Origin of the sequence: Glutamicibacter soli (genome assembly GCF_003309065.1) — a bacterium.
Taxonomy (GTDB): Bacteria; Actinomycetota; Actinomycetes; order Actinomycetales; family Micrococcaceae; genus Glutamicibacter; species Glutamicibacter soli.
This window is the reverse complement of the sequence record NZ_POAF01000001.1, coordinates 492069-514355: the sequence shown is the minus strand read 5'-3', so window position 1 is coordinate 514355 and position 22287 is coordinate 492069. Positions and strand designations below refer to the sequence as shown.

General features: G+C 67.6%; 17 protein-coding genes. 12 read left to right on the top strand and 5 right to left on the bottom strand.

The genetic code is table 11. From position 1 onward, the window contains the following. Window positions 1–393: 393 nt before the first annotated feature. Genes C1H84_RS02455 through cydC form a run of 3 tightly spaced genes read left to right on the top strand, consistent with a single transcriptional unit; the run spans window position 394 to window position 6429 of the window. Window positions 394–1995, top strand: a complete 1602-nt coding sequence (locus C1H84_RS02455; RefSeq protein WP_113606445.1) for a cytochrome ubiquinol oxidase subunit I — start codon at window positions 394–396, stop codon at window positions 1993–1995. A gap of 27 nt (window positions 1996–2022) precedes the next feature. After that, window positions 2023–3048: a cytochrome d ubiquinol oxidase subunit II gene (gene cydB / locus C1H84_RS02450; RefSeq protein ID WP_047119451.1), complete on the top strand. Its 1026-nt coding sequence runs from the start codon at window positions 2023–2025 to the stop codon at window positions 3046–3048. Between the two features lie 36 nt (window positions 3049–3084). Next, on the top strand, window positions 3085–6429 hold the full coding sequence (cydC, locus tag C1H84_RS02445) for a thiol reductant ABC exporter subunit CydC (protein WP_113606444.1): 3345 nt from the start codon (window positions 3085–3087) through the stop codon (window positions 6427–6429). Between the two features lie 118 nt (window positions 6430–6547). Here cydC and C1H84_RS02440 read toward each other — a convergent pair whose 3' ends face one another. Beyond that, the gene (locus C1H84_RS02440; protein ID WP_113606443.1) at window positions 6548–9178 is read right to left on the bottom strand and encodes a DNA gyrase/topoisomerase IV subunit A; all 2631 of its coding nucleotides are present in this window, start codon (window positions 9176–9178) and stop codon (window positions 6548–6550) included. A gap of 99 nt (window positions 9179–9277) precedes the next feature. On the opposite strand from C1H84_RS02440, the gene C1H84_RS02435 reads away from it, so the two are divergent. The 3 genes from C1H84_RS02435 to C1H84_RS02425 are packed head-to-tail and all read left to right on the top strand — an operon-like array spanning window position 9278 to window position 13766. Then, complete coding sequence (locus tag C1H84_RS02435; RefSeq protein WP_113606442.1) at window positions 9278–11938, top strand: bifunctional acetate--CoA ligase family protein/GNAT family N-acetyltransferase; 2661 nt, start codon at window positions 9278–9280, stop codon at window positions 11936–11938. A 52-nt stretch (window positions 11939–11990) separates the two neighbouring features. Then, window positions 11991–12578 (top strand): DUF5998 family protein, encoded by a 588-nt coding sequence (locus C1H84_RS02430; RefSeq protein WP_047119447.1) that lies wholly within the window; start codon window positions 11991–11993, stop codon window positions 12576–12578. Window positions 12579–12593: 15 nt separating this feature from the next. Further along, window positions 12594–13766 (top strand): alkaline phosphatase family protein, encoded by a 1173-nt coding sequence (locus C1H84_RS02425; protein WP_244910784.1) that lies wholly within the window; start codon window positions 12594–12596, stop codon window positions 13764–13766. Window positions 13767–13848: 82 nt separating this feature from the next. Here the strand turns inward: C1H84_RS02425 and sepH are convergent, their stop codons facing one another. Continuing rightward, window positions 13849–14901 carry a septation protein SepH gene (gene sepH / locus C1H84_RS02420; RefSeq protein ID WP_113606441.1) on the bottom strand — a complete coding sequence of 351 codons (1053 nt, stop codon included), beginning with the start codon at window positions 14899–14901 and terminating at the stop codon, window positions 13849–13851. A 261-nt stretch (window positions 14902–15162) separates the two neighbouring features. Between sepH and C1H84_RS02415 the strand changes: the two genes are divergently transcribed. Continuing rightward, window positions 15163–15465 carry a DUF4193 family protein gene (locus C1H84_RS02415; RefSeq protein WP_047119446.1) on the top strand — a complete coding sequence of 101 codons (303 nt, stop codon included), beginning with the start codon at window positions 15163–15165 and terminating at the stop codon, window positions 15463–15465. A gap of 103 nt (window positions 15466–15568) precedes the next feature. Here C1H84_RS02415 and C1H84_RS02410 read toward each other — a convergent pair whose 3' ends face one another. After that, window positions 15569–16099 (bottom strand): DUF3093 domain-containing protein, encoded by a 531-nt coding sequence (locus tag C1H84_RS02410; protein WP_053798364.1) that lies wholly within the window; start codon window positions 16097–16099, stop codon window positions 15569–15571. 151 nt (window positions 16100–16250) lie between these two features. Between C1H84_RS02410 and dut the strand changes: the two genes are divergently transcribed. The 4 genes from dut to C1H84_RS02390 all read left to right on the top strand — a co-directional run bounded on the left by dut (window position 16251) and on the right by C1H84_RS02390 (window position 18675). Continuing rightward, window positions 16251–16709 (top strand): dUTP diphosphatase, encoded by a 459-nt coding sequence (gene dut / locus C1H84_RS02405; RefSeq protein WP_047119444.1) that lies wholly within the window; start codon window positions 16251–16253, stop codon window positions 16707–16709. A gap of 37 nt (window positions 16710–16746) precedes the next feature. Continuing rightward, a complete protein-coding gene (locus C1H84_RS02400) occupies window positions 16747–17511 on the top strand; it encodes a DUF3710 domain-containing protein (protein WP_047119443.1) in 765 nt (254 codons plus the stop codon). A 4-nt stretch (window positions 17512–17515) separates the two neighbouring features. Further along, the gene (locus tag C1H84_RS02395) at window positions 17516–17890 is read left to right on the top strand and encodes a hypothetical protein (RefSeq protein ID WP_047119442.1); all 375 of its coding nucleotides are present in this window, start codon (window positions 17516–17518) and stop codon (window positions 17888–17890) included. A gap of 65 nt (window positions 17891–17955) precedes the next feature. Beyond that, window positions 17956–18675, top strand: coding sequence for a DUF3159 domain-containing protein (locus tag C1H84_RS02390; RefSeq protein WP_052772579.1), 720 nt, complete (start codon window positions 17956–17958; stop codon window positions 18673–18675). An 87-nt stretch (window positions 18676–18762) separates the two neighbouring features. Here the strand turns inward: C1H84_RS02390 and C1H84_RS02385 are convergent, their stop codons facing one another. Both C1H84_RS02385 and C1H84_RS02380 read right to left on the bottom strand, forming a co-directional pair. Further along, window positions 18763–19428 (bottom strand): potassium channel family protein, encoded by a 666-nt coding sequence (locus C1H84_RS02385; protein WP_113606440.1) that lies wholly within the window; start codon window positions 19426–19428, stop codon window positions 18763–18765. Window positions 19429–19443: 15 nt separating this feature from the next. Continuing rightward, window positions 19444–20121 (bottom strand): potassium channel family protein, encoded by a 678-nt coding sequence (locus tag C1H84_RS02380; protein WP_053798363.1) that lies wholly within the window; start codon window positions 20119–20121, stop codon window positions 19444–19446. Window positions 20122–20266: 145 nt separating this feature from the next. Here C1H84_RS02380 and C1H84_RS02375 point away from each other — a divergent pair, with 145 nt between their 5' ends. Continuing rightward, complete coding sequence (locus C1H84_RS02375; protein ID WP_181728012.1) at window positions 20267–22285, top strand: APC family permease; 2019 nt, start codon at window positions 20267–20269, stop codon at window positions 22283–22285. Window positions 22286–22287 lie beyond the last annotated feature (2 nt).

Below are 22287 nucleotides of genomic sequence, written 5' to 3'. Positions count from 1 at the left end.
GCTGCGCACCAGGCCTCCCGTCGTAACGACGTGAAATCTGGTGCTTGGAAATCTCATTGTAGCGGCATTTGACCAATATTTCTACGTACCGTAAAAGAGCTCTGTGAGCACGCCGTTTCCTATTTGCGGCGTTCCGGCTGAAGTTATGAAGGGTACTTTTTGCTGACTTGGGGAATTTAATTTCCGTGGACGTGAAACGGTTTACGGGTTTAGAATCGCCCGAACCTGATTTTTAAGGGCTGCTTCCCAGATTTCCGGGCCGCGCGAGTGACATGGCCGACGCGATTTCTACATGTTGTCGAAATTGAACTATGGTGATCACGGGAGCTAATTTCTACGGGGCGTAGAAGTTGGCAATCAACCAACTCGCGACACATATATACAGAGGACCCGATGGATGCATTAGAGATTGCCCGGTGGCAATTTGGCATTACAACCGTGTACCACTTCTTGATGGTGCCCTTGACGCTGGGCCTGGGCTTGACCGTGGCGGTGCTTCAAACCGTCTGGTACCGCACGGGCAACGAGCAGTGGCTGCGCATGACCAAGTTCTGGGGCAAGCTGTTCCTGATCAACTTCATCATGGGCGTTGCCACCGGCATCGTCCAGGAATTCCAGTTCGGCATGGCCTGGAGCGAATACAGCCGCTATGTCGGCGACGTGTTCGGCGCTCCGCTGGCCATGGAAGCCCTCCTGGCTTTCTTCGTCGAATCGACCTTCCTCGGGTTATGGATCTTCGGCTGGAAGAAGCTTCCCAAGCTGGCCCACCTTGCCACGATCTGGGCCGCGGCGCTGGCTTCGCTGCTCTCGGCCTACTTCATCCTGGTCGCCAACTCGTGGATGCAGCACCCGGTCGGCGCTGAGATCATCGACGGCAAGGCCGTCATGACCGACGCCTGGGCGGTCTTCACCAACAACACCGCGCTGATCACCTTCCCGCACACGCTCTTCGGCGCATTCGCCGTCGCCGGCGGTTTCCTGCTGGGCATCTCCTGGTTCCACCTCTACCGCCGCCGCAAGGAAGGCATCGATTCCGTCGACTCCCAGGGACGCGTTGTCGTCGGGCAGGACCTGAGCAAGGGCAAGAGCCGCGACAAGACCGACTACCACGTGTGGATCAAGTCGCTGCGCATCGGCGCCGTCGTCGCCATGGTCTCGTTCCTCGGCGTGGCACTGACCGGCCACGAACAGGCCAAGCTCATGTTCGAGCAGCAGCCAATGAAGATGGCTTCCGCCGAAGCAGCCTGCCATGACGGCACCGGCTTCTCGGTGCTCACCCTGGGAGATATCACCTCTCCGGGCTCCACCAACTGTGCAGACATCGTGGCCACCTTTGAACTGCCTGGCCTGCTGTCCTTCCTGGCCAACGGCGACTTCACCACTGAGGTCAAGGGCGTGAACACACTGATCCCCGAATACCAGGAGAAATACGGCAAGTACTATCCGGAGGACCCGAACTTCGGCCCGTACGCAGGCCAGGAGATCAATTACCTGCCGGTCATGGAAGTCACCTACTGGGGCTTCCGTCTGATGATCACCCTGGGCGGTCTGTCCGCGCTCACCGCGGCTCTGGCCCTGTGGCTGACCCGCAAGGGCACCGTGCCGCAGAGCAAGTGGCTCTCCCGCCTGGCGCTGCTGAGCATCGCGGCCCCGTTTGGTGCGAACTCGGCAGGCTGGATCTTCACCGAAATGGGACGCCAGCCCTTCACCGTGGCGCCGAACCCGCAGATGGGCGGCATCGACCAGGTCTTCATGTACACCGCGGCCTCGGTTTCGCCGACGGTCAGCGCCGGGGAGATGCTCTTCTCGCTGATCACCCTGACCCTCGTCTACGGCGTGCTGCTGGTAGTTGAACTGGTCCTGCTCACCCGGTACATCCGGGGCGGCGTCGGCTCGGCCATGCCGGAGCTGAACGCGGCCTCCGACAAGGATGACGCCGACGGCCCGGCACACGACAAGAACGACGACGGCGACGTGCTCGCCTTCGCCTACTAGACCCGCGCAGAACATAGGAGAAACACCATGGATTGGCTACCAGCTCTCTGGTTCATCCTCATCGCTGTGCTCTGGTGCGGCTACCTCTTCCTGGAAGGCTTCGACCTGGGCGTGGGCATGCTCATCGGCCTGGGCAGGAACAGCGAGAAGCGCAAGCGCGTCCTGCTGAACACCATCGGCCCGGTCTGGGACGGCAACGAAGTCTGGCTGCTCACCGCCGGCGGCGCCACCTTCGCTGCATTCCCTCACTGGTACGCCTCGCTGTTCTCGGCACTGTACATCCCGCTGACGCTCGTGCTCGTGGCGCTGATCTTCCGCGCCGTGTCCATCGAGTACCGCGGCAAGGCGAAGACCGAACGCTCGCGCAAGCTGTGGGACGCAGCCCTAGGCTACGGCTCGCTGGTCGCGGCCTTCGGCGTGGGCGCCATGCTGGCGCTGACCACCCTGGGCCTGCCGCTGAACGAGAACGGCGACCGCGTGGGCGGACCGTTCGCGTGGTTGACCTGGTACGCAGTGCTCGGCGGCGTGGCGGTCGTGGCCTTCTGCTGGATCCACGCGCTGGCCTTCGTCCGGCTGAAGACCGACGGCCCGGTCCGCGAACGCGCCGGCAGGCTGTTCACCCGCTGGCTGCCGCTGGCCGTGCTGCCGCTGGTGGCCTGGGTATTGATGGTGCTGCTGGACAATGACTCGGCAGTGGCTTGGGCCCTGCTGGCCGCCGCGGCGCTAGCCCTGGTCGTCAGCATCGTCACCGCCCGCGCCGGACGCGAAGGCGTCTCGTTCATCGCTTTGGGCGTGATGCTCGCCGCCGGGGTGGCGGCGATCTTCACTGCGGCGTTCCCCGTCGTGCTGCCCTCCACCCTGGACCCGGCCTTCGACCTGACGATCTACACGGCCTCCAGCTCGGCCTACACGCTGAAGCTGATGAGCATCGTGGCGGCCTTCGGCGTCCCGCTGGTGCTGGCCTACCAGTCCTGGAGCTACTGGGTCTTCCGCAAGCGCGTCAAGGAGGAGCACATCCCCGAGGCGCACCACCCGGAACCGATCGTCAAGTAGCACACCCCACCGCGGCGACCGAAAGGAACGCACCCCATGCGCACACCGCGCTTCCTGCCCCGAGAGCTGATCGCTCCACGCCAGATCGTGGTCCTCACCGTGTTCTCGGTGCTCAAGACCGCCGGACTGGTGCTCGCCGCCTACGGCCTGGGCCAGTGGATCGCGAACATGGCCTCCGGCACCGGCAATACCCCGGCGCTGCTGGTTCTGGCCGCCGCCGGCGTGCTGGGCCGCGCCGCCGGGGTATGGGGCCTGAACACCGGGGCGCGGCGCATGGGGCTGGGTGCCAAGGAGCGGATGCGCGCCACCTTGGTGCGCACCGCGGCGAGCCGGCCGGGCATCGTCCCGGCCGACTCGGCCGACCACTCGGTGCCGGTCACCGCAACCCTGGCAAGCCACGGCATCGACAAGCTCGACGACTACTTCACCAAATTCATCCCGGCGCTCATCGGAGCCATGGTGCTCCCAGCGCTGCTGGGCATCTACATCCTGTCCCTGGACTGGATCAGCGCGGTGGTGCTGCTGCTGACCATCCCGCTGGTCCCGGTGTTCATGGCCCTGATCGGCCTGCACACCCAGGACACCCTGGCCGCCTCGCAGTCCAAGCTCGACGCGCTGGCCCACCAGATGTACGAGCTGGCCCAGGGCCTGCCCGCCCTGCTGGGCCTGGGCCGCGCCCGCCGCCACGGCAACGCCATCGCCGCGGTCAGCGAAAAGTACCGCCAGGCCACCATGGCCAATCTCAAAACCGTGTTCCTCTCCAGCTTCTGGCTGGAACTGATCTCCACCCTGTCAGTGGCGGTGCTGGCAGTGATGATCGGCGTGCGCCTGGTCGGCGGCAGCATGGACCTGGCTCCGGGCCTGATCATCCTGATCCTCGCCCCGGAGCTGTTTTCCGCGCTGCGCGAGGTCGGCTCCGCCTACCACGCCGCCGACGACGGGCTGGCCTCCTACCAGCGCTACCAGGCCATCACCGCCGAACAGGAAAACCACCAGATCCTCTCGCTGGTACCCGCGACCCCGGGCAGCCTGCTGGAACTGCGCGACGTGTCCATCGGCTACCGCGCGGGAGAACCGGTGCACGAGCACCTGGACCTCACCCTGATGCCGGGGGAGCGCAAGCTGCTGTCCACCGCCAGCGGCACCGGCAAGACCACCGTGCTGCGCCTGGTCGCCGAGGCCTCCACTAGCGACAACAGCTTCGATGCGGCCCGCGTCAGCGGCCAGGTCTATGTGGGCAGCCAGCTGGCAGTCATCAGCCAGCACCCGCAGTTCAACGCCGCCACCGGCGAGGCCCAGCTGGCCCAGGACGTCCCGGACGCCGAGGAGCGGCTGGTCGCCGAGCTGGCGGCCCGGCTGGAACTCGAGACCATGCTGCCGCGGCAGATCGCCGAATACTCGCCGGGCGAGCTGCGCCGGCTGGAGGTGCTGCGCGCCGTGCTGCGCCTGCACAGCGTGCCAGACTGCCGCCTGCTGCTGGCCGACGAGCCCACCGCCCATCTGGATATGGCCAACGCCGCTGCCGTACGCCAGGTGCTGGCCGAGCTTCCGGCCGGCACCGCCGTGCTGGTTGCCAGCCACGACCCGCTGCTGGCCGCCAACCCGTCGCAGGCCAGCGAGAAGGGCGCGCCGCAGGCTTCGCAGCCTGCCCGGGACTTCGTGAACCGGCAGGCTGCGGCCCCGTCAGCCCAGGCGTCCGCTGCGCCAACGGCTTCAGCCGGCCCCGCACCGCGCTTCAATCCGCTGCGCGAGCTGTTCTCCGGCTACGCCCCGGCCCGCAAGGCAGCGGTCTACGGCACCCTCGGCATCCTGTGCGCCGTGGCCCTGTCCGCACTGAGTGGATGGCTGATCGTCGAATCCAGCTACCAGCCGGCCATCTTGCACTTGACCGTCGCCTTCGTCATGGTCCGCACCCTGGGCATCGGCCGCGCCGCCTTCCGCTACCTGGAACAGCTGGCCATCCACGACGCCGTGCTCGGCTACGCCGGGGCGCTGCGTGAGAAGATCTGGACCTCCATGGTCGCCAACCCCGCCCGCTGGGGACTGGTCAGCCGCTCCTCGGTGGTGCTGCGCTTCCTGCTGGCTGAGGTCGACGAGCTGCGCGACCTGCTGGCCCGCGTGCTCTTCCCGCCGATCCAGGCCGTCGCCGTCTGGGCCGCCGGCATCGCTGTGTTGTTCTACATCCAGCCCGCTTTCGGCTGGGCCGCGCTGGCCGCCGGACTGCTGCTGGCCTTCCCAGGCCGCTGGCTCGTGCGCCGAGTCGAAGGCCTGCACCTGGCCCGGCAGCTGGCCCACCGGCTGAATGTGAACCAAGCCGTGCTGGGCATCCTGCGCAACCAGGGCGCGCTGCGCGCCTATGGGTCGCTGGCCCGGGTGCTGGACAAGCTTGCCATCGCCGAATCCGAGAACACCTCGGCTGCCCGGCGCCACGCGCTCGGCCAGGGCCTCGCCCCGGCCCTGGGTGCGCTGCTGACCGGCGCGCTGGCCGTCGCCTTCGCGGAGCTATCCACCAGCTCGGCCTCCTTCACCGCGCTCGCCGTGCTCATGGCCCTGGCCCTGGGCGAATCCGCCACCGCCGCGCTGAGCGCCGTGCAGCAGGGCAGGGCGCTGAAGGAACTGACCACGACCCTCGCCTCGCGCGGAGTCGGGGGCAGCGCAGCCGAAGGCCAGGCCGGGCTGCGGGAGACCTCCCCGGCCGGCGCGCCAGCTGTCCGCGGCTTCGTGCTGGAGGACGTGTCGCTTGGTTACGGGCCGCAGGCCCCGGTGATCGAGCAGCTGACCGCCCGCATCGAACCGGGCCAGTGGACCGCGCTGACCGGGCCGTCCGGCTCGGGCAAGTCCACGGTGCTAACCGCGCTGCTCGGGGCGCTGCCGCTGGAGGGCGGGCGCCTGGCCGCGCTGGATGCGGACGGCCGGGAACACCAGTTCGCCGCGGCGAACCTGGATTCGGTGGCCTGGTGCCCGCAGGAAGCGCACCTGTTCGACTCCACGCTGCGCCGCAACCTGCTCTTGGGCGCCGCGGACGAGGTGCAGGTTTCCGACGACCAGCTCCAGGACGTGCTGCAGCAGGTGGGCCTGGGCGGCTGGCTTGCCGAGCAGCCCGGGGGACTGGACACGCGTATCGGCTCCGGGGGCCACCGGCTTTCCGGCGGCCAACGCTGCAAGCTCGCCGTGGCCCGCGCCCTGGTGGGCGGGCACCAGGTGATCCTGCTGGACGAGCCCACCGCGCACCTGGGCCAAGACGAATCCGTGGAATTGATGCAGACCCTGCGCGGCGCGCTCGAAGGGCGCACCGTCGTGCTGATCACCCATGACGAGCAGCTCGCCCGCGAATGCCAAGGACAGATCCGGCTGCAGGCCAAGCTGGCTCCCGCCAGCTGACGGCTCGCGGCTCCGAGTGGCCAGCCACAACGCGGACAAGCCCGGGACCGGTTCAGCGCGAACCGGTCCCGGGCTTGTCTGCTGCCGGGGGCCAACCACCGTTGGCCGGCGGAAACCGCTAGAGCACGACCCCGCCGTCGTCGAACGGCAAGGTGTCCTCGCCTGGCTGCACCGACGGGCGGGAGGACGGAACCACCGGGGGAAGCTCCGCGCCTGCCGTGGCCGCGGAGGCCGCGCGGGCCGGGGCTTCGCCGGCGCCGGGGCCGGTAGCGACGCTCAGCGAGCCGCCGAGGATGTTGATGCTCTGCGCCAGCGGGGCGCCGGAGCCGTCGCGCTTGCCGAATTCGGTCGGCAGGGCGCGCACCACGCCGGCCGCCGAGCTGGCGCGGGCCGGACCCTGCCCGGCGTAGCCAAGCACCAGGTAGTCCTCGCCCTTGACGAAGCGGTGGGCACGCACGCCGGCGGTGGCACGGCCCTTGGCCGGGAATTCGCTGAACTCGGTCAGCTTCACCGACTGGCCGGAAGTGCCCGGCAGCGTCTGCGAACCGGCGGCGATGGTTGCCACCACCGCGTCCTGCGCGCCGGCGCGCACCACGCCGAAGTAGATGACCTTGTCCTCGGCACCGAGCTTGATGCCCGCTATGCCTCGGCCGGTGCGGCCCTGCGCGCGCACGGCGGAGGCGCCGAAGTGCAGCAGCTGCGCCTGGCGGGTGAGGAACACCAGTTCGTCCTCGTCCTCGGCCGGGGCCGCGGCAATGACCTTGTCCCCGTCCTTCAGGGTGATGGCCTCGAATTCGTCGCGGTTCAGCGGGTAGTCAGGGGTGACGCGCTTGACCACACCCCGCTCGGTGCCGATGGCGATGACCTTGTTCAACGGCAGTAGCGCCACCGCCTCCTCGCCCTTGGGCAGCTTCAGGAAGTCGACCACGGCCACGCCCTGGGCCAGCTGCGGGAAGCCGTGCATCTCGGGCAGCACCGGCACGTCGATCAACGAGATGCGGATCATCCGGCCGGTGGAGGTCAGCGCGCCGATCTCGCCGCGCGCGCTGGAGGCGACCTGGGAGACCAGCACGTCGTGCTTGATGCGGGCCGCGGAGAAGTCCAGCGCGGTGCGGTCGTGGGTGCGGGCGATCTGCCCGGTGGCCGAGAGCAGGACCCAGCAGGGGCTGTCGGCCACTTCCATGGCCAAGGTGGCCTTCTTGCCCGACCCGACGGCCTCCGGCAGGGCGGTGCCCTTCAGCGGCTGCAGCTGGGCGCTCTTGGACAGCTTGGTGCGGCGCGGAGTGCCGAAGGTCTCGGCCATCTCGCCCAGCTCGCTGGACACCAGTTCGCGCAGCAGCGTTTCCGATTCCAGGATGGCGCGCAGTTCCTCGATCTCCTTGCGCAACTGCTCGGCCTCGGTCTCCAGCTCCAGGCGGGAGTACTTGGTCAGCTGGCGCAGGCGCAGCTCCAGGATGTGGTTGGCTTGGGGCTCGGAGAGGTCGAAGACCGTCATCAGCCGTTCGCGCGCCTCGGCGGTCTGCTCGGAGGAGCGGATGATCGCAATGACGTCGTCGATGTCCACGATCGCGATCAGCAGGCCTTCGACCAGGTGCAGGCGGTCCTCGCGCTTGGCCAGGCGGAAGGCGGTGCGGCGGCGGACCACGTCCACGCGGTGGTCCACGTAGACCGTCAGCAGTTCGCGCAGGCCCAGGGTCTGCGGCTGCCCGTTGACCAACGCCACGTTGTTGATGCCGAAGGAGTCCTCCAGCGGGGTGTGCTTGTAGAGGCTGGCGAGCACCGCGTTCGGGTTGAAGCCGTTCTTCAGCTCGATGACCAGCTTCAGGCCGTTGTGGCGGTCGGTCAGGTCCACGACGTCGGAGATGCCGGAGATCTTCTTGTTGTTGACCCCGTCCTTGATCTTCTCGATGATCTTCTCCGGGCCCACGCCGTAGGGAAGCTCGGTGACCACCAGCGCGGACTTGCGCGCGGAGACCTTCTCCAAGGCCACGGTGGCACGGGTGCGGAACAGGCCGCGGCCGGTGCGGTAGGCGTCCTTGATGCCGTCCAGGCCCACGATGGTGCCGCCGGAGGGCAAATCCGGGCCGGGCACGAACTTCATCAGGTCCTCGACGGTGGCGTCCGGCTGCACCAGCAGGTGCTGCGCCGCGGCGACGACCTCGCCCAGGTTGTGCGGGGCCATGTTGGTGGCCATGCCCACGGCGATGCCGGTGGTGCCGTTGACCAGCAGGTTCGGGAAGGCCGCGGGGAGCACCTCGGGCTGCATGAACTGATTGTCGTAGTTCGGGACGAAGTTGACCACGTCCTCGTCGAGGTTCGCCGTCATGGCCACGGCGGAGGCTGCCAGCCGGGCCTCGGTGTAGCGGGCCGCGGCCGGGCCGTCATCCAGCGAACCGAAGTTGCCGTGGCCGTCGATCAGCGGCAGGCGCAGGGCGAAGTCCTGGGACAGGCGCACCATCGCGTCGTAGATGGCGGTGTCGCCGTGCGGGTGCAGCTTGCCCATCACCTCGCCGACCACGCGGGCCGACTTCACGTGGCCCTTTTCCGGGCGCAGGCCCATCTGCGCCATCTGGAACAGGATGCGCCGCTGCACCGGCTTCAGGCCGTCGCGGGCATCGGGCAGCGCGCGCGAATAGATGACGGAGTAGGCGTACTCCAGGAACGAGGATTCCATTTCGCTGGTGACATCGATGTCGACAATGTTCTCCACGAAATCCGCGGGGAGATCTTCAGACTTCTTTCGAGCCATGAACCTGTAATTCCTTCATCTGCATAACTTTTTGCTTAAGTCGCCGGCTGTTCGTGTTCCTGCTGGGCACAACGTCGAAGTCGCGACTATCCTAAGCCTATGGTGGATCGTAAACTTTCGGTGGCATATCCGGCCCATTGGGAAGCAGACGTGGTGCTCCGGGATGGCACTACGGCACATCTTCGGCCCATAACCCCGGCTGATGCGCAGGCCTTGCAGGACATGCATCAAAAGCAGTCCGAAACCTCGGTTTACCTACGCTATTTTACGTACAAGTCAGCGCTCACCGCGAAAGAGCTTGAGCGGTTCACGAATGTCGACCATGTGAACCGCGTCGCCTTTACGGTTTTCCGCGGCAGCAACATCATTGGCGTGGGCCGCTACGACCGGCTCGACGACCCCACCGAAGCCGAAGTCGCGTTCAACGTGTCCGACGCCTACCAAGGCACCGGCATCGGATCGGTCCTGCTTGAGCACCTGGCCGCTGCGGCCCGCGAGAACGACATCACCCGCTTCACCGCCGAGGTGCTCCCGGAGAACCGCAAGATGCTTACGGTCTTCTCCGAGGCCGGCTACGCGGTGGCCCGCCACTTCGAAGACGGCGTGGTCATGCTCGAATTCCCGATCAACCCGACCGAACGCTCCCGCGAGGTGACCGAGGCCCGCGAGCACCGCGCCGAGGCCAGCTCGGTGGCAGGCCTGCTGGCTCCGAAGTCCATCGCGGTGGTCGGCGCCAGCCGGACCTGGGGCAAGCTGGGGCACAGCGTGCTGGACCGCCTGGTCGAGGGCGGCTACACCGGGGCCACCTACGCGGTGAACGACGCTGCGCTGGAAGTCGGCGGCCACATGGCCTACGGCAAGGTCAGCGAGATCCCCGGCCCGGTGGACCTGGCCGTCATCTGCGTGCCGCGCGACCAGGTCACCGGCGTCATCGAGGACTGCGGCGCCCACGGGGTCAAGGGCCTGGTGCTGATGACCGCAGGCTACGAGAACGCCGACGGGCTGGCCGCCCAGCGCGAGCTGGTCTCGCTGGCGCGCGCCAACGGCATGCGTGTGGTGGGCCCGGCCTCGCTGGGCCTGATCAACACGGCCCCCGAGGTCCGCATGGCCATCACCGGCACCACGGTGCAGCCCACCGCCGGCAACGTGGGCCTGTTCAGCCAGTCCGCCTCCATGGGCGCGATCCTCCAGGGGGTCAGCGTGCAGCACGGAGTGGGCGTGAGCAGCTCCATCTCAGCCGGGCTGCGCGCCGACGTCTCCGGCAACGACGCCATGCAGTACTTCGAGGACGACCCGCGCACCGACCTGGTCGCCATGCACCTTGAATCCTTCGGCAACCCGCGCAAGTTCGCCCGCATCGCCCGTCGCCTGGCCCGCAGCAAGCCGGTCATCGTGGCCAAGTCGGACCTGCTGGGCCGCCGCCTGCCGCCGGGGCACTCGGTGCGCGTGGGCCAGGCTCCGCCTGGCGCCCTGAACGCGATGCTGCGCCAATCCGGGGTGATTCGCGTGCAGTCCGTGGAAGAGCTCATGGACGTGGCCGGCCTGCTCTCGGTCTACAAGGCACCGGCCGGGCCGAATGTCGCGGTGCTCTCCAACTCGCTGACCTTGGCCGAGGTGGTCTGCGACGTCGCGGAGGCCTGCAATTTGAATGCCACCGCCGAACCCCGGGAACTGGACTACACGCTGGGCCAGTCGCGGGTGCTGCCGAAGCTGCGCGAACGGGTCGCCGAATTGGTCGCGAATCCCGACGTGCACTCGGTGATCCTCGCCCACCTGTCCTACTCGGGCATCTCCACCGACGCGGTGCTTGAGGTGCTCAGGGAATTCTCCACCCAGCCCAAGCCGGTCATCACCGTGCTGCCTGGGCAGATCGACCGGAAGATCGCTGGGGGAGTGCACCACGGGGTGCCGGTCTACACCTCGCCGACCTCCGCCGCCGGGGCGCTGGGCAAGGCCCACGGCTATCGCCAATGGCTCGACATCCCCTTCGAGCCGCTGGTCGAGCCCGAGGGGCTGCAGGTCGAGGCCGCCGCGGACTACCTGCACGAGCTCTCCGCCGGGATCCCCGGCACGGAGCTGCGCCAGCTGAGCACCGAGCAGACCACGAAGCTGCTGGGCTTCTACGGCATCAACATCTTCCCCTCCCAGGTGGTGCATACCGCGCAGGAGGCGGTCGACGCCGCCGACGAGCTGGGCTGGCCGGTGGTGCTCAAGGCCAACGACCCGGATCTGCGCCAACGCCTGGACCTGGGCGGGGTGCGCCTGAACATCCCCGATGCCGAATCCCTGCGCGCTGACTTCACCCACATGAGCGCGCTGATGCGGCAGTACGGCGTCAACTCGCTGGAGGTGCAGTCCATGGCTTCGGCCGGGCAGGCCTGCGTGGTGAAGGCCATGGAAGACCCGCTGCTGGGCCCGGTGGTCTCCTTCGGGCTCAGCGGGGACGCGGTGAACCTGCTCGACGACTGGGCGCACGGGGTCGCCCCGTTCTCCGCCACGGACCTGGCCCGGCTGATGCACCGGCCGCGCAGCAGCGCCCGGCTCTTCGGCTACCAGGGACTGCCGGCGGTGGACCTGGACGCGTTGCGGGACTTCATCACCCGGGTCTCGCTGTTCAAGGACAACCACCCCGAAGTCACCATTGCGCAGTTCGCCCCGGTGTCGGTGTCCACCGATTCGCTCAGCGTGCTCGGGGTCAAGCTGAGCATCGGCAATGCCGAGCGGCGCACCGACAGCATCCGCCGGGCGCTGCGCGGCTGAGCCCAAGGACACGAAACCTGAAAGACGGCGGCGCACTGGGTAGAATTGGATCATGAGCTCTGCAACGTATTCGACGACTGCCGGTGCCGACCTCCAGCATGACCTGGTCCGCGCGGGATTCTACCCGCAAATGGTCCAGGACGTGCTGGCCGAAGCGATGCTGGATCTGCCGGTAGTTGACCACTTCCTGCATCTGGAGACCCATTTCGACCACACCGAGGTCCACCGCCACATCACCGTCATGGTCCGAAGCGAGAAGGTGCTGTTCATCGTGCACGTCGACGACCAGCAGCTGGACGACCACGGCCACGACGTGATGGCCCAGGTTTCGGTGGAAATGGTCAGCCTGGCGCGGATCGAGTCGGTGGCCACCAGCTACGTCTACCACCAGCCGCAGCACTACAGCGGCACCGATCTGGTGCGCGAGCTGACCTTCGGCATGTCCTGGGACGGCACCAAGCGCATCGACCTGGCCCCGGCCGAATGTGCCGACCCGCAGTGCGACGCCGACCACGGCCTGAACGGCACCTCGCAGCCCGAGGACCTGGTGCTGCGCGTCAGCTCCGAGGCCGACGGCCAGCGAGCGGTGGACAAGGCCCGCGAATTCGCGGTGCGCCTGCGCCTGGCGACGATCGCCTAGGGACGCCAAGCCAACGTGACTGACTCTTCGCTGCCCGTCCCCAGCCAGAAAATCCCCGCCGCGCCGGCCTACGGAGCGGCCACCCTGTCCGAGATCCTACCCTCGGCGGCCCGCGCGCTGGGGATCCCCGGCTACGCGAACCCGCTGGGCCTGGCGCCAACCAAGCGCGTCGCCGTGATCATGGTCGACGGCCTGGGCTGGAACCAGCTCAAATCCCACCTCGGGCACGCGCCGTTCCTGCGCCCGCTGTTCGAGCGCGCGCAGAAGCTGGGCACCGGCTTCCCGTCCACCACCGCGACCTCGCTGTCCAGCCTCGCCATTGGCGCGGCGCCTGGCGAGCACGGGATGCTCGGCTACGACGTCATCGACCCCGCCCGCCGGCGCGTGGTCAACCAGCTGGGCGGATGGCCCGGCGACCTGGACCCGCTCTCGTGGCAGCCGCTGCCCACGGTCTTCGAGAAGGCCGCGGAGCACGGCATCCACACCGCGACGGTGTCCATCGCCCAGTTCTCCGACTCCTCGCTGACCCGCGCGGCGCTGCGCGGACCGAAGTTCGTCGCCGCGCGCCAGCCGGCGGCCCGCGCCCGCGCCACCGCCGAGGTGTTCGCCGCGCAGCGCAACGCGCTGGTCTACACCTACTTCAACGAGCTGGACAAGGCCGGGCACAAGTTCGGCGTCGATTCCCCGCAGTGGCGGGACACGCTCGAAGAGCTTGACTACGTCATCAAGACCCTGGTCTCGCGCCTTCCGGAGCAGACCACGGTCCTGATCACCGGTGATCACGGCATGGTGGACGTGCCCGCCTCGCAGCGCATCGACTACAGCCTGCAGCCCGAACTCATCGAGGGGGTTGAACTGACCAGCGGCGAGCCGCGCGGTGTGCAGCTGACCTTCGCCGAGGGCACCGATGCGGCCCAGCGGGCCAAGGTCCGCGAAGCCTGGCAGCGCGCCTACGGGTCCAAAGCGTGGATCCTGAGCCGCGAGGAAGCCGTGGAGCTCGGCTACTTCGGTGCGGTCCGTCCCGAATTCCTGCCGCGGCTTGGCGATCTGATGATCCTGGCCGCCGAGGCCATCGCGTTCTACGACGGCCGCCGGGTCAAGCCCATGGCCTTCGAGATGGTAGGGCAGCACGGCTCGCTCACCGCGGCGGAGCGTTTCGTGCCGCTGTTCGTGCACCGCACCGCCTAGCGCGCAGCCGCAAGCAGAAAATCCGGGGGCAGCCAGCTGGCTGCGCCCGGATTTTTTGATCCAGTTCCGCTCGGAGGCTGGATTAGGAGTCGGTGTCCTTTTTGCGCTTGCCGAACATGATGTCGTCCCAGCTCGGCACGGAGGAGCGCTTGGCCTTGCGGCCGGAGCCGTCCTCGGCGGGCTCGTCGGCAGGCTTCGCGGCGGTGCCGGAGGACTTCTCGGCATCGGTGACGACCACCAGCTGCGAGGTGCGCGGCGAGATGCCCTGCGGCAGATGCGGCAGCGACTCGTCCTCTTCGGCGTCGTACTTGCTCATGCCGCGCTCGATGATGTCGTTGTAGCGGGCCTCGCGATCCGGATCCTGGTCCTGGGGACGCTGGCCGCGGCGTGCGTTCAGCAGGGAGACCAGTTCTTCGGTCTCATCGGGTTCCGGGGCGGCCGGGGCCGCAGGTTCCTCAACCTGCGAGATGGCCGAGACTGGTCGGAAGTATTCGGGCGCGACCTGCTCGCTGAGCGTCTGCGCCCAGCGGTTTAGGTTGCTCAGGGTCTTGCGGGCCGGGGAGAAGGACCAACGGGCCACGTTATCCGGCTGCGGCAGGGAGCTGTCCAGCTTTTCCACGTTCTCGGCCGGCAGTGGCGAATCGAATTCGACGGTGACGATCCACTGGCCCTCGGGATCCTTCCACGAGTTCCAGCGGGCCGTGAGCGGATCGATGTTCAGCTGGTGCAGGCGGTGGGCGACCATCGAGCCCAGGTCTGCGGGTTCCTCGCCGAAGACTTCGCGGTACTCGGCGTCGGTCTGCGGTCCGGAGACCTCTACGCGGCGGGCGAGCTCGGCGATGTGCTCGCGCTCGGCCAGCACTGGCCCCTCGTACTTGACGATCGACTCGACCGGGACGTCCCACTCCAGCGCCAAATCGTAGGCTGAAGCACCGGCGCGCACGCGGGCCTGGATCTCCCGGGGGGTGTGAACCGAGGACTCGTCGCGGTTGCGCGGCGCGCGGGAGCGCGCGATTTCGGCCATGGCACTGCGCAGGGCATCGTCAACGGGCAGCTCGAAGCTCATCCCGTCGTCGCTGCTGACCTGCAGACTGGAACCATTTTCATGAATTCCTACCAGTCTCAGCTGACGCATTACTACCCTCCACACGGTTCATTTACTGAATAAAACTTTGCCACTTGTCGCCCGATTTTCCTACCACCGGGCGGGGCGTGGCGCAAGATTAGTCGTCAAGCTCACCCAGAAAGTTGCCTTCGGGCTTCCGCCGTGGGCATAGCGCGCCGGGCTCGGGCAGAATCCGGGTCCGCCGGGCGTTATACTTCTATGCCGGAATGAAAATCCCCTGCGCGGATTTCCACCCACTTCATCGCCTGCAGAAAAGAGCTGACAACCACCATGGCCACACAGTCTGCCGCCGTCCACCCGAGCGAAGCCGAGAAGGCCCGAGCCCGGGAAATCGCCGCGCTCAAAGCCGGGAAAACCGCGGCAATGGCGAACCTGATCGATGAGTCGGAATCCGAGCTGGCCGAGCTGTTCATCCTGCCCGGGGGAGAAGCCCAGGCCGAAGAGGCCAGCGTCGACTTCGTGCCGGAGCAGGCCGACGAATTCACCTGCGCCTCCTGCTTCATGGTGCGCCACCGCACCCAGCTGGTGCGCGAAGCGGGCGGGCAGAAGTTCTGCGCCGAATGCGAGGGCTGACCGGCCGGGCTCTGCCCCCTGGGCGCCGCAACCTGCAGCGCATGAAAGAACCCCGGAACCCGCCGTGCGGCAGGTTCCGGGGTTTGATTCGTTCCGGAGGAGACTAGGGCTCCTGGGGGTGCTCCTCGTCCGCCTCGGCAGTCGCCTGGCGGCCTTCATCGGTGAACTCGTACATGATGCCGCCCAGCGCGGCGGTCAGTTCCTCGGGGCGTCGGGTCGAAGCCAACCAGTACGGGGTGGCGTCGCGCTCGTCGGTGACCTCCATGCGGACCACTGCGTCGAGGTAGCCGCGCAGCAGCATGAAGGCCATCCCGTGCAGCTTCTGCCCGCGCTGCTTGAACGCTTCCTCACCGCGGTAGCCGACAACCTGCCCGATGTAGCGGCGCTCGATGGTGGCGCGGCCGACGGTGAGGGTCTTGTCAGTGACTTCGATGACCGGCACACGCAAGAGCATGATGACTGCCAGAGCCAGCAGCACGATGATGCCGGTGGCGTAGCCCGCAGCGATATTGATCGGGGCCACGGCGATACCAGCGGTGATGGCAATCAGCAGCGGCCACATCCATGATCCGAACGATGGCCAGATCTTTTCGCGGAACAGGACGTTGGAAGCCTCTGGGCTGGTATTACTCATGAGTCCTAGTCTAGGCAATCTTTCGGTAGGCGCCGAACGGCCGGCTGTGGGTCGGCTGTGGGTCCGCAGACGGGCCGGGCGCGATAGAGTTGTGCAGGTAAATGCAGACCAGCTGCAACTTCCTAGAGTTCCGGGGGATGACCAAACCACGATGAGCGAGCCTACGATCTCAATCTCCATCAAGATGCTCGATAGCGAACTGCCCGTTCCAAGCTATGCCCATCCTTCGGATGCGGGTGCTGACCTGCATGCACGCACCTCGCTGGTGCTCGAACCGGGCCAGCGCGCCCTGGTGCCGACCGGCATCGCCCTGGCGTTGCCGCACGGCTATGTCGGGCTGGTGCACCCGCGCAGCGGCTTGGCCACCAAGCACGGCATCACCATCGTTAATGCCCCGGGAACCGTCGATGCCGGATATCGTGGTGAGATCATGGTCACCCTGCTGAATACCGACAGGGACCAGGCATTCGAAATCACCCGAGGCGACCGCATCGCGCAGCTGGTGATCCAGAAGGTCGAACAGGCGGCATTCGTTCAGGTTGACTCCCTGGAGGACTCGGCCCGCGGAACCGGCGGCTTCGGCTCGACCGGTGGATTCAGCGCCAACTAAGCACGCTTGGCGCCAAGCGAAACTCTCTAAGGACATCATGATTTTCAAGCGCAAGAAGGCGAACGCCGAGCCAGCAGCCGAGCAGGCTGCCGGCGCCACCGAACCGGTGGCCGAAACCCCCACCGAGCAGGCGACCGGGACTTCCGCCGAGCAGCAACCAGCCAAGAAGCCGGTGCTCAACGGCCCGTTCGACTACGCGGACATCGAGAACACCGACGAATACCTCGACTTCGGCTCCATCCTGGTCAAGCCGGTCGCCGGACTGAAGGTACGCATGGACGTCGAACAGTCCAACCAGCGCGTCATCGCCGTCTCCCTGGAACTGGCCGAGTCCCGCGTCCAGCTGATGGCATTCTCCGCCTCCAAGTCCACCTCGCTGTGGCCGGGCATCAGCGACAAGATCCGCGAGGACATCGCCAGCCAGAACGGCGAGATCTACCAGCGCGACGGCGAATACGGCCAGGAGCTGCTGGCCCAGGTTCCGCAGCAGCTGCCCGACGGCCGCGCCGGGCATGTTGCGCTGCGCTTCGTGGGCATCGACGGTCCGCGCTGGTTCCTGCGCGCCGTCATCGGGGGCGCCGCCATCGGCGACGAGGAGGCCTCCAAGGCCATCGACGACCTGGTGCGAGGCGTCGTGGTGAACCGCGGCGACAAGCCGCTGCCTCCGCAGGAATTGCTGCCGCTGAACGTCCCGCGCAACGCCCAGACGCGCCCGGACGCCGAGGCGCAGGGCGAGACCGAGGCCGCCGGCCAGGCGCCGCAGCGTCCGGAACGCGGACCGGAAATCACCCAGATCGGCTAGCCGGATGCCCCTCGAATCCAAGCCGGTCACCCCGAAAATCGAGGGCACGCAAGCGGCGCGCAGCTTCACCCGGCTGAAGTCACTGGCGCAGCTGCCGGCCAAGGGCAGGGTGGAGCACACCGGCTACATCCAGTCGGTCAGCTATTCGGCGCCCCACCAGGCGCCGCTGCTGACCGCGGTGGTGGTCGACCGGCTGGGAACCGGGGCTCCGCGCCGGGGCACCGTGCCGCACGTGCGGCTGCGGTTCATGGGCCAGAAGAACGTCCCGGGCATCAAGCCCGGGGTGAAGATCCAATACGCGGGGATGGTCGCGCCTGTCGACCAGATCCCCACCATCTATAATCCGCGTTACGTCATCGTTCCCGTTCCCCGCGGGTGAACGCCGAACGCCGCCGGCCGCAGCGCCTGCCGGATGAGCCCGCACTGGGCAGAAGCGAGAATACCGTGAACGAGAATCCACCAGCCGGCGAGCAGCCTAGGCCGGAGAAGAAGCCGAGCCTGGCCGAGGCGATCGGCGCCAGCGCCAAGGTCGCGCAGAACGCCGACGGCGGCATCGACGTGCTCTCCACCGTGGGCGGGGTGCGCGGCATCCTGGAAACCGTGGTCCCGGGCTTCGTGTTCGTGCTGGTCTACGCGCTGACCAACGAGCTGTCCTGGGCGCTGCTGTCCTCGATCGGGCTGGGTGTGGTTTTCATGGTGCTGCGGCTGCTGAACAAGTCAACGCTGGTGCAGTCGGCCAGCGGCCTGGTCGGCATCCTGATCTGCGCGCTGGTGGCCCGCACCTCGGGCAACGCCCGCGACTACTACGTGCCCGGCTTCCTGATCAGCGGCGGCTACCTGCTGGGATTGATGATTTCGATCTTCGTGAAATGGCCGCTGATCGGCCTGCTCTTCGGCTTCATCCGCAACGAGGGCGTGGCCTGGCGCCAGCAGCCGGACCGGTTGCGCCGCTACGGCATCGCGACCTGGATCATCTGCGCGGTGTTCGCATTGCGCCTGGCGGTGCAGCTGCCGATGTACTTCACCGACCAGGTGGTCTCGCTGGGCATCGCCCGCGCGCTGATGGGTGTGCCGCTCTACGCGGCCGGCCTGTGGTTCGCGTGGCTGGTCTCCCGCCCCGCCACCGCCGGGCACGCCCCGACGCCCGAGGACCTGGCCTCCTAGCCGCGCGCAGCGGCCCCGTACGCGAAAAACCTTGGCATCCCAATTGCGCGATGCCAGGGTTTTCGCTGCCCGGAGCGGGGCTGCCGGCTACCGGGTGGCCGCCTGCAGCACCCGGCGCAGCAGCGGTTCGGCCTGCGGGGTGGTGATGAAGAAGATCTCGTCGCCGCCCTCGATGACGTCGTCGTCGCTGGGCGGGAACGGGGTCTTGTCGCGCACCACGGCCATGAGCGTGGTTTCCTCCGGCCACGGCACGCGCCCGATGGTGCGCCCGATCATGCCCGAATCATGCGGCACGGTGAACTCCACCATGTAGACCTCGCCGGCCTTCAGCGTCAGCAGGCGCACCAGGTCGCCGACCTCCACGGCCTCCTCGACCAGCGCCGTCATCAGGCGCGGGGTGCTCACCGCGACGTCCACGCCCCAGGCGTCGTCGAACATCCACTCGTTTTTCGGGTTGTTCACGCGGCCCACGGTGCGGCGCACCCCGAACTCGCTCTTGGCCAGCAGCGAGACCACCAGGTTGACCTTGTCGTCACCCGTGGCGGAGACGACCACGTCGTAGTCCTCCAGCTGGACGCGCTGCAGCACGGCGAGCTCGCAGGCGTCGCCGATCAGCCACTTGACGCCTTCAAGGTCGGCGCGCTGCTCCATTTCGGCCTTGAGGTCCACGAGCAGCACCTCGTGGTGGTTGGCCACCAGCTCGCGGGCGATGGAGGACCCGACCGAGCCGGCTCCGGCGATCATTACCTTCATTAACAGGCCTTTCGCTTAGTCTGCGGGGGCTGGCTTGGGGGCGCTGGCCAGGATCTTTTCCACTTCCTGGCTGCGGTCCAGGTGCATCATGACGTGGATCAGGTCCCCGCCCTGCAGCCTGGTGCGGTTTTCCGGAATGGTTCCCTCGCCAAAGCGGGTCAGGTAGGCCACGCGCACCCCGGCGGCGGCCTCCAGGTCCTTGACCAGGCGGCCGTACCATTCGCGGTGCAGCGCCACCTCGGTCAGCACCAGGCGTCCCGACGGCTCGCGGAAGTCCCCGCGCATCGAGTAGTCCGGCAGGATGCGGCGCAGCACCTGGTCGGTGCTCCAGCGCACCGCAGCGACCGTGGGGATGCCCAGCCGCTGGTAGATCTCGGCGCGGCCCGGGTCGTAGATGCGGGCGACCACATGCGGCACGTTGTAGGTTTCGCGGGCGACGCGGGTGGCCAGAATGTTGGAATTATCACCGCTGGAGACGGCCGCGAAGGCGTAGGCCTGATCGATCTTCGCCTGCTCCAAGGTGTCCTTGTCGAAACCCAGGCCGGTGACGGTGCTGCCGGAGAAGTCGGCGCTGAGCCGGCGGAAGGCCTCCGGGTTCTGGTCGATGACCGCCACCGAATGCCCGGCGGAATCCAGCGTATGGGCCAGCGCCACCCCCACTCGACCGCAGCCCATGATCACAAAGTGCGCCACCAAAAACTCCTCGGGGTCCAGCGTCCGGATGAACTTCGTCGCGGCACCGCTGCTGGTGCCACGAATGCAACAATAGCGCTGATCGGGCCCGCGTTGGGTCCAACGAAGGCGGCATGCCGCGCGGAGCCTGCGATAACGTTGTCTCGTGCCTGCTTTATTTGATGGTCTGAAACGGATCCTCGTGGGCCGGCCCTTCAGCACCGAACAGCTGAAAAAGAAGCCGCTCCCACCGAAAATTGCGCTGCCGATTTTCTCCTCCAGCGCCCTGTCCTCGCTGGCCTACGCCCCGGACGAAATCCTGCTGACCCTGGCCATGGCCGGTGTGGCGGCGACCATGCTCTCCCCGGCGGTGGGCGTGGCAGTGCTGGTGGTGCTCGTGGTGCTGGTGCTGTCCTACCGGCAGTCCATCAAGGCCTACCCTTCCGGCGGCGGCGACTACGAGATCGTCCGCAAGAACCTCGGCGCCCGGCCGGGCACCGCGGTGGCCGCGGCCCTGCTGGTGGACTTCGTGCTCACCGTCGCGGTCTCCAGTTCCTCGGCCGCCCAGTACCTCAGCGGCATCGTCCCTGCGCTGGGGGAGCACCGCGGCCTGGTGGCGGCGGGCATCGTGGTCTTCCTAGTGGTGGCGAACCTGCGCGGGCGCGGGCAGAGCCGCTGGACGCTGGCCGTGCCGGTGTACCTGTTCGTCTTCGGCATGCTGGCGCTGATCGCGATCGGCGGGCTGCTGGCGGCCACCGGCAACCTGGGACTGGCGCCCAGCGCCGAGTTCACCATCGTGCCCGAGGAGCAGTTCTCCAACGGGTTGCACGGCGTGGTGGGCGCGCTGCTGATCCTGCGCGCCTTCTCCACCGGCTCCGCGGTGCTGACCGGCATCGAGGTGCCGATCTCCAACGTCCAGTACCTGACCAAGCCGCGCGCCCGCAACGCCGGACGCATCCTGCTGGTGGTCGGCTTGCTTTCGGGCGTGCTGACCCTGGGCACGCTGATGCTGGCACGGGCCAGCGGCCTGAAGATTGTCGCCGACCCGCAGAAGTCCCTGCTGCTGGACGGGCAGCCGGTTTCCGCAGACTACGTCCAGGTCCCGGTGCTCGGCCAGTTGGCGCAGGCGGTGTTCGGCAACTTCATGCTGGGCACCGTGGTCGTCTCGGTGCTAACCATCCTGGTGCTGCTGCTGGCAGGCAACCAGGCCTTCAACTCCTTCCCGTCGCTGGCCAGCCACCTGGCCACGGACGGCTACCTGCCGCGCCAGCTGCGCACGCGCGGCGACCGGCTGGGCTTCTCCAACGGCATCCTGTCACTGGGCGTCGCCGCGGTGCTGCTGGTCCTGGTGTTCCAAGGCGATGTCACCATCCTGATCCAGCTGTACGTGGTGGGAGTGTTCGTCTCCTTCACGCTCAGCCAGCTTGGCATGCTCAAGCACTGGCACCGCGAACTGGTGCCGGTCGCGGACCGGCGCATCCGCGCCGCGATAAAACGCCAGCGCCTGCTGAACCTGGTGGGCCTGGTGCTCTCCGGGCTGGTGCTGCTGATCGTGCTGGCCACCCGCTTTGTGCACGGCGCGTGGATCGCGGTGCTGGGCATCGTGTTGCTGATGCTCGTCATGAATTCGCTGCACCGCCACTACCAGCAGGTGGATGCCGAGCTGTCCATCGAGGACGGCGGCCAGGCCACCGCGCTGCCGGCGCGAGTGCACGCCCTGGTGCTGGTTTCCACGGTCCGCAAGCCGGTGCTGCGCGCCCTGGCCTTCGCCCGGGCCAGCCGTCCCTCGAAGCTCGAGGCGATCATCGTGGACGTGGAGCCGCAGAAGACCCAGCGCACCTTGGAGGACTGGGAGCGGCTGCGCATCCCGGTGCCCATCACGGCGCTGGCCTCGCCCTACCGCGACATCCCCGGGGCGCTGATCGAGCACATCCGCTCGATCAAGCGCGAATCCCCGCGGGATCTGATCGTGGTCTACATTCCCGAATACGTGGTCGGCCACTGGTGGGAGCAGCTGGTGCACAACCAGACCGCCCTGCGGGTGAAGAACCGGCTGCACTACGAACCCGGAGTGCTCATCGCCTCCGTGCCCTGGCGCCTGCTGAGCGCCAAGAACGCCCTGGGCGGAGGGCCGACCGAGGAATCCTCGGCCCACCGCGAATCGAACCCCCTGCCGAAGGACTAACC